This is a genomic window from Janthinobacterium sp. P210006 (assembly GCF_036231885.1).
Classification (GTDB): Bacteria; Pseudomonadota; Gammaproteobacteria; order Burkholderiales; family Burkholderiaceae_D; genus Janthinobacterium; species Janthinobacterium violaceinigrum.
This window is the reverse complement of the sequence record NZ_JAZARD010000001.1, coordinates 1,639,996-1,655,562: the sequence shown is the minus strand read 5'-3', so window position 1 is coordinate 1,655,562 and position 15,567 is coordinate 1,639,996. Positions and strand designations below refer to the sequence as shown.

Annotated in this window: 5 protein-coding genes; all 5 read left to right on the top strand. The window is 70.6% G+C overall.

Annotated features, from left to right (window positions below; translation table 11 throughout):
* Nucleotides 1-119 precede the first annotated feature (119 nt).
* The 5 genes from VPH41_RS07360 to VPH41_RS07340 are packed head-to-tail and all read left to right on the top strand — an operon-like array spanning nt 120 to nt 15,491.
* Entirely contained in the window at nt 120-1,337 is a 1,218-nt protein-coding gene (locus tag VPH41_RS07360; protein WP_328569449.1) for a thioesterase domain-containing protein, read from the top strand.
* Nucleotides 1,315-3,153, top strand: a complete 1,839-nt coding sequence (locus tag VPH41_RS07355) for a non-ribosomal peptide synthetase (RefSeq protein WP_328569448.1) — start codon at nt 1,315-1,317, stop codon at nt 3,151-3,153. The genes VPH41_RS07360 and VPH41_RS07355 overlap by 23 nt, the downstream gene beginning before the upstream one ends.
* An 8-nt stretch (nt 3,154-3,161) precedes the next feature.
* On the top strand, nt 3,162-4,673 hold the full coding sequence (locus VPH41_RS07350) for a flavin monoamine oxidase family protein (protein ID WP_328569447.1): 1,512 nt from the start codon (nt 3,162-3,164) through the stop codon (nt 4,671-4,673).
* Nucleotides 4,660-14,223, top strand: coding sequence for a non-ribosomal peptide synthetase/type I polyketide synthase (locus VPH41_RS07345; protein ID WP_328569446.1), 9,564 nt, complete (start codon nt 4,660-4,662; stop codon nt 14,221-14,223). The genes VPH41_RS07350 and VPH41_RS07345 overlap by 14 nt, the downstream gene beginning before the upstream one ends.
* Nucleotides 14,224-14,276: 53 nt before the next feature.
* Entirely contained in the window at nt 14,277-15,491 is a 1,215-nt protein-coding gene (locus VPH41_RS07340) for an MFS transporter (protein ID WP_328569445.1), read from the top strand.
* The last annotated feature ends 76 nt before the right edge of the window (nt 15,492-15,567 follow it).

The following is a 15,567-nucleotide window of genomic DNA, read 5'->3' as shown; positions in this document are numbered from 1 at the left end:
AATCGCGGACAAGTATAGAAACCTCGCCCACGCGCCGAAACTGTCATTTCCTCCAGTTATACGGTGCCCCCATCTGTAGTCCAATGGCCCGCTCCAACCGCCTACACTGGATCACCCGCATGAGTCCTCCATCTTCACGCGACACGCTGCAACAGCTGCGCCAGCACATGTCCCGGCTGTACGGCCAGCCAGTACAACTGAGCCTGCTGGCGGCACTGCTACATGCCTGCCAGCAAATCTACGGCCACCGGACGCAGATATTGCTGCACTGGACGGGACTGCCCTTGAAACCGGCCGGCGACGATGCCTCGGCATGGCTGCGGCAGCTGCTGGACGCGTGCGAAGCGCCCGCTGCCGGCAGCGCTCCCTGCAGCCCGGCGCAGGCATTGACGCTCGCCAGGATTGAAATCCGCGCGCCCCAGCGCAGCGTGATACTGGCGCCGTCCGACCCGCTGCCGAATGACGACTGGAGCATCCGCGGCGCGCCGGGCGGCCAGGCCCTGCAGCAAGCCTGGCAGCTGGCCGCCGCCAGCCTGGCGCACACGCTGGAGGCCGAATCGATCGTCGAACTGTCGCGCGCGCTGGGCCTGCCGCGGGCCATCACGCCGCAGCCGCCGCTGTACCTGGTGCATGGCGCCGACGGCAGCGCCGCCCCGTTTGCCGCGCTGGCAGCCCGCCTGAATTGCCGCGTGTATGCATTCAGCCTGCGGCAGGCCGGCCGCCGCCAGCCCAGCATACAGACCCTGGCGGCGCACTACGTGAGGATGCTGCTGAGCAGTGCGCCCGCGGCGGCCTACCGCATCGGCGGCCATTCCTTCGGCGCCATCGTCGCGGCCGAAATGGCGCTGATACTACGCAGCGTCGGCAAGCAGGTCGAACAGGTGGTGCTGCTGGACCCTTCGCTGGCCATGGCCGCGCGCGACCGCCAGAGCGACGCCGGCAACGAAATGCTGACCCTGTTTCTGGCCCTGCATCCCGAAATGTCCGAGCAGCAGGTCGCCGGCCGGCTCGACGCCGGCGAGCTGGCGGCGCGCATCGCGCAGCGCATGCCCAAGGGCCGCATCGATGAAGTGTTAAGCAACCGCAACGCCTGCCTGGCCCTGCTGCAGCGCTACCGGCCCACGCCGGGCGGCACCGACGGCGCCAGCTGCCTGCGCCTGCATGCCCGGCAGCCGTTCATCGCCAGCTGGAACGCGGCCGCCCTGGCCTACCGCCAGCCGGGCATCGAAGTCCCCGGCAACCATTTTTCCATGCTGGCCGAGCCCCATGCCGACAGCCTGGCCCAACTGATACAAACGCACCGAGAGTCCAACCATGAGCACATCCTACACTCCTGAATATCCGCACCAGCTGGTCGAGCGCCAGGCCCGTCTGACGCCCGCGCTGCCGGCGCTGTGCTCGGCCAGCAGCACCGTATCGTATGGCGAACTCAATGCGCGCGCCAATCGCCTGGCGCGCCTGCTGCAGGCGGTGCATCAAGTCCGCCCGGGGGAAAGCGTCGCCGTCTGCAGCGCGCATGAGCCTAGCCGGACGCTGCTGCTGCTGGCGCTGGCCAAGTGCGGCGCCGTGTACGTGCCCGTGGATATCGAATGTCCGACCGAACGCCTGCAGCGCATCGCCCAGCAGGCCGGCGTGCGCCTGCTGCTGACGGCACTGAGCGAGCGCCGCATGGCGGCCGAGACCACGCTGAACGTGCTGCCGTGTGCGCAGGCCGAGCACGACGCCCTCGGCCTGTCCAATGCCGACATGGCGCCGCCGGTGCCGGTGACGGCGCCCCTGTACATCATCTTCACCTCCGGGTCGACGGGCCAGCCGAAGGGCGTCGCAGTCTCGCACGCGGCCGCCTACAACCATTTCAGCTGGATCGTGCGCTACCTGAACGTCCAGGCCGGCGACTGCTGGCTGCAAAGCATACATCCGTGCTTCGACCCGTCAATGCATGAATTGATGGCGCCGCTGATGGTCGGCGCCCGCATCGCCTTCCTGGGCGGCGAGCGCAATATCGACGGCGACCGCATCGTCGACGCCATTGAGCGCCACCAGGCAACCCACATGACCACCGTGCCCACCATGCTCGGCCTGATCCTGCAGACGCCGGGCGTGGAGCGCTGCACCTCCATGCGCGCCATGTGCGTCGGCGGCGAGGTCTTCCGGCCGGCGCTGGCCGCACGCGCCAGCGCGCTGCTGCCGGCCGCCGGCATCTATAACGTCTACGGACCGACCGAAGCAACCATCATGGCCAGCGCCTGGCGCTATGACGGCCAGCCCGCCGATTCGCTGCCGATAGGCGAGCCCGTGCCGCACACGCGCTTCTACCTGCGCGACGGCGACGGCCTGGTGCACCGGCTCAGTCCCTTCCTCGAAGGCGAACTGTGCATCAGCGGCGCCGCCCTGGCCAACGGCTACGTCAACGATGCCGCCGAAACCGCGCGCAAATTCATTCCGAATCCGCTATCCGAGCCCGAATCCACGGAGTTGTACCGTCGCCTGTACCTGACCGGCGACGTCTGCCGCGTCGACGCCGCGGGCCAGCTGCATTGCATCGGCCGCGTCGACGACCAGGTCAAGGTCAACGGCCAGCGGGTCGAGCTGGCGGAAATCGAAGCCGTGCTGCTCGACTCCGGGCTGCTGGACGACGTCACCGCCCTGCTGGCGGGGACGCGCCTGGTCGCGGCGCTGGTGCCCCGGGCGGGCGCCGAGGCCGACGTCCGCTGGCTCGACGCGCTGGCCGCCCATGCCGCCCGCTCCCTGCCCCCTGCCTGGCTGCCCAAGCAATACCTGCCGCTGCGCGAGATCCCGCGCCAGGCGCTGAGCGGCAAGGCGGACCGCAAATCCCTGCAAGCCATGTTCGGCGGCGAGGCCGCGCCGGCGCCGGCAGCGGCGCCGGCGGCCGCCTGCATAGACCGGCTGGCAGCGGCCCTGGCCGACACGCTGGGCACGCCCGGCGCCGCCCTCGAGCACGACCTGCCGTTTGCCGAACTGGGCCTCGATTCGCTCGGCGTGCAGATGTATGCGCTGCGCGTCAGCACGGACTTCGGCGTGCGCCTGCGTGCCGAAGAACTGTTTGAATTCTTCACGCTGGAACTGCTGGCGCAAGCCATCGCCGCGCGGCAGCATGACAGCGCCGCGTCCGCCGACCACGCCATGGCATAAGGATGAGCATGCAAACCAGCAGCGATATCTGCATCATCGGCGGCGGCATCACGGGCCTGTACCTGGCGCTGCAGCTCAAGCGGCGCCAGCCGGAATTGCGCATCGAGCTGTTCGAAGCGCTGGAAGCGGTGGGCGGCCGCGTGCAGACCGAGCCCATGCTGGACGGCGAGTTCCGCGCCGAATTCGGCGCGGTGCGCATCGAACCGGACCTGCAGCCCCTGATGGACGACTTTGTGCGGCAGCTGGGGCTCGTCATCACCCCCATCACGTCGCACGAGGCCTGCTCGGCCATCCGCCCGGACAACGCGCGGCTGACGCCCGCCGAACATGCCGTGGTGAAGCAGGCCGCCGGCGGCGACGTCGCCTGGGCGCTGCTGTGGCACGGCATCGCGCAAGTCCTTGGCGACCAGTGGCCGCTGGCCGCCGACCGGCTGGACCGCCCGGGCCGGGCCGCCGACAAGGCCCGCTTGCGCCGCCAGGCGCAGTTTGGCGGACGTCCGCTGTACCGGCAGGGCATGTGGAACGTGCTGGCCGAGGTGCTGAGCCATGAAGCCGTCGAGTTCACGCGCGAAAAAGGCGCGTTCTACAACTTCAAGAACCAGAATCCCAATGCGGCCGACTGGATCTGCCAGCTGCTCGACATGCGCCTGATGCAGCGCCCCTCGTACATTCCGCACGGCGGCATGCAAGCGCTGATCGATGTGGCCGAACAGGCCGTGCGCGCGGCCGGCGTCGCGATCCACGTGGGCCACCAGCTGCTGGCCTTCGGCGAACGCGCCGATGGCGAACTCGATCTGCAGCTGCGGCATGCGGGCGCGCCCGTGACCTTGCGCACCCGGCGCCTGATCCTGGCCCTGCCGCGCAGCCCCCTGGAATCGCTGGCTCCCTCGCTGCCTGCGCCCGTGCAGGCCTGCCTGGACGCCGTGCTGTGCTTTCCCATCGTCTGGGCCTCGTGCGTGATGGCCGATCCCTGGTGGGCGCCTGGCGCCGCGCCCGGCAGCGGCGAAGGCGCCACGACCCGCGCCGCCCACTTCGAATCGCATCCGGACAAGCCCGAGGCCTACGGCCTGGCGATGTTTTACAACGACGACCCATGGTGCCATTACTGGGCCAACCTGAGCGACGCGCCAGGCGCGCGCTTCCCCCACAAGGACCGGCCGGTACGCAGCGGCGACCCACGCCTGCGCCAGGCGCTGGTGCGCACCCTGCAGCAGACCTTTGGCCGCGACGACGAGCCGCACCTGCTCGAATGGGGTTTGTGCGACTGGAGCGCGGCGCCTTTCGGTGCCGGCGTGCATTTCTGGAAACCGGGGCGCGATTCGGAACAGGTCATGCAAACCCTGGCCGCGTTCGCCATCGGCCAGGACGGCCGCGCGCCGCAGGTGCATATCTGCGGCGAAGCCTATTCCGACTTCCAGGGCTTTTTCGAAGGCGCGCTGCGCTCGGCCCAGCGCGTGCTGCAGGCGCTGCCGGCAGCCGCGACTTCCTCCCATCAAGGATCTGACCATGAACGCCATTAACCTCCCCTCCCCGTGCGACATCGCCATCGTCGGCATGGCCTGCGAGCTGCCCGGCCCGGCCGACACCCTGGCCGGCTACGAGCACGTGCTGATGCATGGCGTCGACGCCACGGGCGCCTTGCCGGCCGAGCGCTTCGACAGCGCCACCCGCGACGGCCTGGCCGCCGCCGCCCGCCACGGCGGCTATCTGCGGCGCTCGCCGTGGCTGTTCGACGCCGGCAGCTTCGGCATCGCGCCCAAGGAAGCCGCCTACATGGACCCGCAGCACCGCCTTCTGCTCGAATGCGCCTACCACGCGCTCGAGGATGCCGGCCTCGATCCGGCAGCGCTGCGCGGCAAGCCATGCGGCGTGTTTGTCGGCGTCAGCACCAGCGATTTCGGCCGGCGCATGGCCGCCAGCGGCGACTATAACGGCTACCTGAGCCGCGGTGCGCTGGGCAGCATGGCGGCCGGCCGCCTGTCCTACCATTTCGGCCTGGAAGGCCCCAGCCTGGTGGTCGACACGGCCTGTTCATCGTCGCTGGTGGCGCTGCACCAGGCCGTTTCAGCGCTGCGCGAAGGACGCTGCGGCATGGCCATCGTGGCGGGCGTGTCGCTGATCCTGGCGCACGACTACAGCGCCGACCTCGCCGCTGCCGGCATGCTGGCGGCCGACGGCCGCTGCAAGCCGTTCACCCGCCATGCCGACGGCTTCTCGCGCGGCGAAGGCGTCGGCGCCATCGTGCTGCTGCCGGCCGCCGAAGCGGCATCGCGCGGCATGCGCGCGTACGCCCATGTGCTCGGAAGCGCCATCAACAGCGACGGCCGCAGCAACGGCATCACCGCGCCATCGAAGAGCGCCCAGCGGCGCCTGATGGAACAGGCGCTGCGCGACGCCGGCCTGACGCCGGAACAGGTATCGCACATCGAAACCCACGGCACCGGCACGGAACTGGGCGACCGCATCGAACTGGCCGCGCTGGGCGAGGTCTTCGGCCAGCGCGACACGCCCCTGTTCCTCGGCGCGGCCAAGGCCAACATCGCCCACTGCGAAGGCGCCGCCGGCATTGCCGGCATCATCAAGATGGCGCTGTGCCTGCATCAGCGCCGCATCGCGCCGCACTGCCATGCGCACGACATCGACGAAGCCGTCGCCAGCGCCTTGCCGCATGCCGTCCTGCCCGCGCAAGCGCTGGCCTGGCCCGGCGACAGCCGCCGCATCGGCGGCGTCAGCTCCTTCGGCATGAGCGGCAGCAATGCGCACGTGCTGCTCGGCGAAACCGGCCATACGCCGGCGCCGGCCATGACAGACGGCCCGCAGCTGCTGCAGCTGTCGGCCCGCAGCACCGACGCACTGCAGGCGCTGGTGCAGTACTATGCCGGCTGGCTGGCGCGCGCGGATGCGCCTTCCGCCGCAGCCGTCTGCCACCATGCGCTGTTCCATCGGCAGCTGTGGAACCAGGCGCGCCTGTGCGTCACCGGCGACAATGCCGCCGATCTGGCGGCGCAGCTGCTGCGGCGCCTGGACACGCCGCTGCGGGCGCGCCCGGCCAAGGCAAGGGTCGCCCTCGTGTTCACCGGCCAGGGCAGCCAGTACACCAACATGGCGCGCCAGCTGTACCTGCAAAACACCCTGTTCCGCTCGCTGCTCGATCCGCTGGCCGCCCGCCTCGACCGCCTGGCGGGCGACGCTACGCCCATCCTCGACACCCTGTTTGCCGGCGCCGCCGAGCTGCGCCAGCCGAGCGGACGCGAACGTCAGCGCAGCGCCCAGCTGTCGCTGTTCCTGATCGAGTATGCGCTGGCCGAATTCTGGCGCGCGCTGGGCCTGCGGCCGGTAGCGGTGCTGGGCCACAGCGTTGGCGAATACGCCGCGGCCTGCGTGGCCGGCGTGATGGACTTCGACGTGGCCGTGCGCATGCTGCTGGCCAGGGCCGACGCCATGGAGGCGGCCTGCGCCGCCAGCGACTCCGCCATGCTGGCCGTGGCCGCCACGCCGCAGCAGCTGGCGCCGCTGCTCGAACGCATCTGCGCCGCGGAACCGGCGCTCTGGATCGCCGTGCGCAACGGCCCGCAATCGGTGGTGGTGGCGGGCCACGCTGCGGCGCTCGCGCAACTGTCGCAGGCCGCCACGGACGCCGGCCTGGTTTGCACGCCGCTGGCCACCCGGGGCGCCTTCCATACGCCGCTGATGGCGCCGGCGGCAGAACAGTTCACTGCCAGCTGTGCGGCGATGGTGCCGGCGCTGCACGCGCCAAGCGTCGCCATACGGTTTTACAGCTCGGTGGAAAGTGACGATCCGGCCGCGCTGGAACACGGCGTCGACCAGCTGCGCTACTGGAGCGGGCAGATTCAAACGCCCGTCGACTTTGCCGGCGCCATCGCGCGCCTGCTGGCGGACGCGCCGGACCTGGTGCTGGAAATCGGCCCGCGCGCCGTGCTGACCCCGCTGGCAGCCAGCGCCGCGCACCTGGCCGGCCGCGCCATCCCCTGCCTGCCCAGCCTGGACATCCGCCACGACGACGTCCCCACCGTGCTGCGCGCAATGGGCATCCTGAACGAACAGGGCGCGCTCGATCCGCGCCAGGCGATGCAGCAATTCGCCGCCCAGGAGAAACATCCGGTGCAGGACGGCCTGCCGCTGTATCCATTCCAGCGCGAGCACTTCCAGCCGGCCTCGTGGCATGCCGGCCTGCCCGTCCAGGGTGCCGCTGCAACGGCGCCAGTGCCGCCGGTCGCGGCGCTGGCGATACGCCATGAACTGAGCCTTGATCCCCAGGCCGGCGACAGCTGGCTGCAGCAGCACGTCATCCAAGGCGCTGCCGTCCTGCCCGGCATGTACTACCTGTCCAGCGCCTTCAGCCTGGCGCAACGCTGGCTGCCGCAGGCGGCAGGCGCCGCCGCGCCGCAATTGACGCTGCAGGATCTGCTGATCCACCAGCCGCTGGCGCTGGCGGCCGACACCGCTACCCCGCTGACGGTGGAAATCGGCGGCCCCGATGCCAGGCAGGCGTATCAGCTGCGCTACAGCGCGCCCGCACAGGCGCGGGCGCTGCACGCGGAAGTGCGGGCCTGCTGGAGCGCGGCGCAGCGCCCCGTCGGCGCGGACGCTCCGGGCGCGGCGGCGCGGTGGGACGATGCCGCGCCCTTCTATGCGCACTACCGCGAGCGCGGCGTAAGCTACGGTCCCCTGTTCCAGCGGGTACAGGCCAGCCACCGGGTATCGGACGGCGAGCTGTGGGTCCGCATCCTGCCGCCGGACGCGCCCGCGGCCAGCCTGCCTGTGTGGCATGCGGCCCTGCTCGACAACTGCCTGCATGCCCTGGGCATCTGCGCCGGCGATCCGGCGCAGGCCTATGTGCCGGTCTCGGTCGGCAGCGCCTGGTTCGACGCCGGCGCGCTCTGGAATGCCACCATTTTCTGCCAGGCCGTGCTGCGGCCAGCGCCCGCCGGCTTCCTCGATGGCGAACTGCGGCTGTATTCCGAGCAGGGCCGCTGCATCGGCGTGCTGGGCGAAGTCAGCTGCGCGGCCCTGGGCCTGGGCGCGCCGGACGTGCCTGCCCCCCTGCCGCTGCATGCGGTCGACTGGGTGGCGCACCCTGTCCCTGCGGGCGAGCCGGCCCGCGCGGCAGCCGGCGAACAGTGGCTGGTGGCCGCCGCAGCCAGCAGCACCTTGCCCGCCGCATGCGTGCAATGGCTGGCCGAAGCCGACGTGCATACGCGCCATGCCCAGTGGGATGCCGATGGCAGGCTGCATGGCGCGGAATCGGCTGCGGCCCCGCTGCGCACCATCCTGATCTTGCTGGACCCGGCCCACCCGCAGCCGGCCGATGCCGCCGCGCTGGCACGCTGGGTGGGCAGCTGGCGCCAGGCGCTGCAAGTGCTGCTGGACCGGCAGCCGGGCCAGCCCTTGCAGCTATGTCTCGCCGAGATCGCCATCCATGCCGATGACGAAGCCGCGCACACGCGCCGCGCGCTGGCGCAGGCGCTGGCAACGAACTTGCGCAGCGAACTGCCGGCGCTCGACGTCAGCTGGGTGGACAGCGACGCCGGCGGCGGCGCCATCGCCGCCGCAGCCATCGCCGTGCGCGCGCAGCCGGCGGGGCTGGCCGACGGCAGCATCGCCGCCAACCTGTGGCGGCTGCGCGCCGGCACCCTGGCGCAGCGGCGCACGGTGCGCGTGGCGCTGGCCGCGGCGCCGGACCAGCCCTGCTGCCGCGCCGACGGCACCTACTGGATCAGCGGCGCTTTCGGCGGCATAGGCCGCCACCTGGCCGACTATCTGGTACAGCACGGCGGCTGCCGCAGCCTCGTGCTCATCAGCCGCAGCGCGCCGACGGAAGAACAGCAGGCCTGGCTCAGGCAGCTGGTCACGCACGGCGTGGCACTGCAACTGCTGCAGGCAGACCTGGACGATGCGGCGGCAGCCAGCGCCGTCCTGGCCTCCTGCAGCGCACCCATGCATGGCCTGTTCCACCTGGCCGGCAGCCTGGACGACCGGCCCATCGGCGACATCGACGCCGCGCAGCTGCAGCGGGTGCTCGGCGCCAAGCTGGGCGGCGCATGGCTGCTGCACCGGCACGCCGCGCGGCATGCGGAGCTCGAACACTTCGTACTGTTCTCGTCGCTGGCCGCGCTGCTGGAATCGCCCGGCCAGTTCAGCTACGCGACCGCGAATGCGGGACTGCAGCTGCTGGCGGACCAGCGCCGGCAGCAGGGCTTGCCCGCCACCGTGATCGACTGGGGACCGTGGGACGGCGCCGGCATGATGCGCAGCCTGGCGCAGGGAAAACGGTCGCGCGCGCTGCGCCAGCTGGCGCCGATGGCCCCGGCACGGGGCTGCGCCACGCTCGCCGCGCTGCTGGCAAGCCCCGCACGCCACGGCCATTACGCCGTGTACGCGCTGGCGCCCGCCGCCGCGCCAAGCCAGGCCCTGCCATCCCCGACGGCCAGCCCCAACGACGCGGGCGGCGACCTGCTGGCCCAGCTGATCGCCAGCGAAACGGGCCATGCCGCCAACGCGCTGGATGAGCAGGCAACGCTGGAGCAGCTGGGCCTCGATTCCGTGGGTCTGATCCGCATCCGCAGCGAGCTGCAAAGCCAGCTGGGCCGCAGCATTCCCGTCGCGCTGCTGCTGGCAGGCGGCACGCTGGCCGAGCTGCGCCAGCGCCTGGCGGGCCTGCAGCCAGCTGCGCCCGTGCAGGCGGCCGACGCCGCCCCGGCCGCCGTGACGGCCGCGCAGCGCATTCCCCTGTCGCCCGGGCAATTCTCACTGTGGTACGAACAGCAGCGCCAGGATGCCGGCAACGCCTATCAGTGCGCCATCGGCTGGCGCATCGATGGCACGGGCCTGGACATCGCCGCCCTGCAAGCCCGCTGGGACGCACTGATCGCCGCGCATGAACTGTTGCGCGCGACGGTGGACGGCGACGACCAGGAAACAGGCCCCGCCTATGTCGTGCATGCGCCAGCCACCGCGCAGGCGGCCAGCGCCATCCGGCAGCAACCGGTGCAGGACGAAGCCGCGGCGCTGGCCCAGATAGCGGACATGCTGGCCGCGGCGCCATCGCTGCACGACAGCTTTGCCACGCGCGTGACGCTGCTGCGTGCGCACGACGGCACCGGCTACCTGGTCCTGAGCTCCAACCATGTGCTGATGGATGCCAGCGCCATGTTTTACGTGGGCCAGCAGCTGGCGGCCGCCCTGTGCGGCCTGCCGCCATCGGACAGCCCGGGCACGGTGGCGCAATACCGCGACTTTGCCGCCAGCCAGCGCCAGCTCGGCGCGGACGCCGTGGCGCGGGCCGCCGGCCACATCGCGCCGCAGCTGCTGGCGCAGGATGGCAGCCTGCTGCGCCTCGACCTGCCGTATGAGCGCACGGCCTCGCCGGCCGCCGCGGGCGACAGCGTGGCGATACCGCTGTCGCCGGCAGCCATGGAGCGGCTGCGCGCGCTGCCGGCCAGCCGCCGCGCCAGCGTATGCCTGGCGGCCTGGCTGTTGCTGCTGGCGCGCTACAGCGGCCAGCAGCGGGTGCTGACCGGCGTGGCGTTCAATGGCCGCACCCAGCAGCGCTGGCGCCACACGGTGGGCCACTTCGTCAACGTGCTGCCGCTGGTCGTCGACATCGACGAAGGCGTCAGCGGCACGGCGCTGGAACGCGGCGTCTCGGCCGCCTTGTTCGAGCTGCTGGAGTTCCAGGACATCCCGCTGGCCCAGCTGATGCGCGACGAACGGCTGAAGGCGGCAGTGCAGGGCCACGATCCGCTGCAAAGCTATTTCAATTTCTTCGATGCCGCGGAAATGCACCTGGAAGCCGGCGCGGCGACGCTGACGCCGCTGACGATTCCGCAGCAGCTGGCGCAGTTCGACCTGAGCCTGTGGATCACGCAGTACCAGGGCCGCTGGGACATGCTGCTCAAGTTCCGCTGCAGCGCCTTCAGCCAGCCCGCCATGGCGCGCATGGCGGCGCACTATGCCGCGCTGCTGGCGCAGCTGGCGGGCGGCGGCGACGAGACCGTGGCGCAGCTGTCCATGCTGTCGGCCGCCGAACAGCGCTGCCTGCTGGGCGGCCAGGGCCCGGGCACGGCGCCGCTCGCCGCCGCCATGCCGGTCGGCGCGAGAACGCTGCCCGTGCACGAGCAATTCCTGCTGCAGGCCGAGCGCCATCCCACGGCGCCGGCGCTGGAATGGGGCGAACAAGGCCTCAGCTATGCGCAGCTGCGCCACCACGTGCAGCAGCTGGCCACGCAGCTGGCGGCGCTGGGCATCGGCAAGGAACACACGGTCGGCCTGATGATGCCGCGCGCCGCCTGTCCGGAATCGGTGATCGCCATACTCGCGCTGTGGCAATGCGGCGCCGCCTATGTCGCGCTGGACCTGCAGCATCCGCCGCAGCGCTCGCTGTACATGCTGCAGACGGCGCGCTGCGCGCTGGTGCTGACCAGCAGCGAACGCCCCGCCGAGGAAATGCAGGCGCTGCTGCGGGCGCAGGCGGAACTGGGCGTGCTGGAAATCGCCCTGGGCCAGTCGCTCGAGGTGCGCGTGCGGCAAGCCGTCGTCGTGCCGCCGGCCCGGCGGCTCGAACCGAACAGCCCGTATGCCGACGGCAGCGGCCATCTGGCGTATGTGCTGTACACCTCCGGCAGTACCGGCATGCCCAAGGGCGTGCTGGTCGAGCATGCGGGCCTGAGCGAGCGCCTGGCGTGGATGGCCGAGTATTTCGGCTTCGGCCCCGGCGACAAATTCCTGCAGGGCACGGTGCTGACGTTTGACATTTCCGTACCCGAATACTGTTTGCCGCTGATCTGCGGCGGCACCGTGGTGCTGCTGCCGGAGGGTCCCGCCGGCAGCGCGCACGTGGCCGCCTGCCGGGCGCACGGCGTTACCATGATGAGCACGGTACCGTCGCTGCTCAACCTGCTGGTGAGCGAGCTGACTGCCTGCCCTCGCCTGCGCCACGTCATTTCCGTCGGCGAGGCGCTGATGCGGCCCGTCGTGCAGCAATGGCTGGCATCGGGCACGGCAACGGTGCTGCACAACCTGTACGGGCCGACCGAAGCCACCATCTACGCCACCTTCCACGCCTGCCGCGCCTTGCCGCACGGCAGCGGCGCGCTGATCGGCAAACCGTGTCCCGGTGTCAGCTGCTGGGTACTGGACAAGCTGGGACGCCCCGTGCCCGTGGGCGTGGCCGGCGAACTGTACCTGGGCGACAGCGGCGTCGCGCGCGGCTACATCGGCACGGTGCGTCAGCCCGATCCGTTCTACGGCAATCCGCTGCAAACGCCGCAGCGGCGCATCTATCGCACGGGCGACATCGTCAGATGGACGGCCGATGGCGAACTGGACTACGTAGGCCGTAACGATTTCCGCATCAAGCTGCGCGGCCAGTTGATCGAGCTGGGCGAGATCGAGCACGCGCTGCTGGCGCAGGCCGGCGTGCAGCATGCGTGCGCGCTGGTGATGGAAGTGGGCCAGCCCGGCGCCACGACGCGCCAGATCATGGCGGCCGTGATCGCGCGCACGCCGGCCGATGCCGCGCTCCTGCAGCAGTTGCGCCAGCGCCTGCCCGAATACATGCTGCCATCGCAGCTGTTCCAACTCGACGCCTTCCCGCTCAACAGCAGCGGCAAGGTCGACCGCGCCGCGCTCAGCGCCCTGCTGGCGCAGCGGCTGGCACAGCAGCGCGAGCAGCGCCTGCCTGCCGCCGCCGCGGCGCTGACGCCGTTGCAGCAGCGCCTCTGCGCACTTTGGCAGGAATTGCTGCAAGTGCCAGTGGTGGACGTCGACGAGAACTTTTTCCAGCTGGGCGGCGATTCGCTGGTGCTGACGCGCATGGTGCTGGCCGTGGAACGCTCGCTGGGATTGCGCATCCATTTCGGCCGCTTCGTGGGCAATCCCACCATCAACGGCCTGCTGGCGGCCGATGCCGCCGACGACACGGCGTCTCCCGGTCGCGCCTACCAGGCCGACCTGGAGCGCATGAGCGAGCTGCCGCCCTTCCCTGCCGGCATCACGCAGGGCAAGGCCGTGATGCTGACGGGCGCCAGCGGCCACCTGGGCATGCACCTGCTGCACGCGCTGCTGAGCGAAAGTGCGGCCCGCATCGTCTTGCCGCTGCGCGGGGACGACGGCATGGCGCGCCTGGCGGCGCGCTACCGGCAGCTTTTCCATGCGGACTTGCCGCCACTGCGGCTGAGCGTGCTCCAGGCCGACCTGACGCAGCCTTCGCTGGGCATGTCGGCCGCCGACTACGCCGCATGCTGCGCCAGCGTCGGCCAGGTGATCCACGCGGCGGCGCACGTCAATCACGCTGCCGACTATGCGTCCATGCGCGACGGCAACGTGGTTGCCACCCGCCATGTGCTGCTGTTCGCGGCGCAGGCCGGCGCCGCCCACGTGCACCACATGTCGACCCAGTTCACCGAACTGGCCGACTTGCCGGAGGCGCCGCTGCCCGCATCCAGCCTGGAGGCCATCGCTTCCGGCTACGAACAGTCCAAGCTGGCGGCCGAGCTGCAGGTGACGCAGGCCATCGCCATGGGCTATCCGGCCACCGTCTACCGCCTGCCGCTGATGTTCGACGACAGCGACAGCCGCCTGTACACGCAAAACCATTTTGTCGCGCTGGCCGTCAAGTGCCTGCAGATGGATGCCTACCCGGACGTGCCGATGCCCGTCACGCTGCTGCCGACGGCGCTGGTGGCGCGCTATGTGGCGAGGCGCAGCAAGCTGGGCACGGCCTCGGGCGTGCGCAACCTGAGCCTCGGACCGCTGGCGTTCGACGCCCTCGCCGCGGCGCTCCGGCCCGCGCTGCAAGCCACGCCCGCGGCACGCTGGGTCGAACGCAGCAGGCAGGAGACGGCGGAACGCGATCCCTTCTTCCGCCTGCTGCCGCTGTACGCCGACCTCGGCCAGCCCCAGCCCGCGCAGACGCCGCCGCGGCAAGTGGCCAATGCGGAGTTCCTGCGCGAACTGGGGCAGCTGGAGCTGGACGAGGTGCGCGACGCGGCCACGCTGCACGACTTTGCCGTCAGCAGCCTGCGCCGCCTGGCCCAGGCTTCCGATTAATGCCTTTCCGGCCGGGGCGCAGCTGTGTCCCGGCCAATTTTGATGAGTCCAAGATGAAATCCAGACTGGTTTACCTCGCCCTGTTCAGTACCATTTTCGCCGACGCCGCCGGCATCGGCATCGTCTACCCGACCCTGACCCCGCTGCTGCTGGGCGATGCGTCGCCGCTGTTCGACAGCAGCCAGGGGCCGGCCTTCCGCTCGGCCATCTACGGCCTGATGCTGGCCATCTATCCGCTGATGATGTGCCTGGGCTCGCCCTGGCTGGGCGCCTTGTCGGACCGCAAGGGCCGGAAACCGGTCTTGCTGCTGTGTTTGCTTGGCAACGCCGGCGGCATGGCGCTGACCGCCTTCGGCGTCTGGCAGGGCAGCCTGGAGCTGATCTGCTGCGGGCGGGCGCTGGCCGGCATCACGGCCGCCAGCCTGCCGGTGGCGCAAGCGGCCATCATCGACCTCAGCACGGCAGACAGCAAGGCCGCCAACCTCGCGCTGGTGACGGCCGCCAACGGCATCGGTTTCGTTGCCGGCCCGCTGCTGGGCGGCATCATGCACCAGCAGGGCGCGGCGCTCTGGCTCCCCTATCTGTGGGCGGCGCTGCTGCCGCTGGCCAGCGCCGTCCTGGTCCTGCTGTGCTACGCGGATACCCGCACGCTGTCGGACGACAACGCCAACCCGTGGCGCAATCTGTGGCACATGCTGTGCCGTCCCGAGTTGCGCCAGCCCCTGCTGCTGCTGGCCATCTTCCTGCTCGGCTACTACATGTATTTCAACTACATGGCCGCGTTCGCGCTGCTGCATTACCGCTTTGACGCCTGGCAGGAAGCCCAGCTGCTGGCGTACTACTCCACCTGCTTTGCCGTTGCCATGCTGTTCATCGTGCCCTGGGCCACGCGCCGTTTCGCGCTGGAGCGCATCTTGCTCCTCAGCCTGTCCATCCAGCCGCCGCTGGTCGCCGCGGCGGCCCTGGGCAATGCGCCGGCCGTGCTGTGGCTGCTGACCGGCCCGCTGGCGATTGCCGTCGCCACGACCTATGTCTGCCTGCTCAGCATCGCCTCCAACCGCACGCTGACGGAGCGCCAGGGACAGCTGATGGGCTTGATCTCGGCGATCAATGCGCTGGCCTGGGGCGTGGCGCCGCTGATCACGGCGGCCCTGCAGCCCCTGTCGACCCTGCTGCCTATCGTGGTGGCCGCCCTGGTCTTGCTCGCCGGGGTGGCGTGCATGCTCGTCGCGCGCCAGCGCCAGCTGCTGCCTGGCACCGCCAAATGAGCCGCGCCCGACCTGTCATTTCCTACAGGGGTATACGGCTGGCGATTGCTGATACATTTCGGCTTTGTTTAACTTG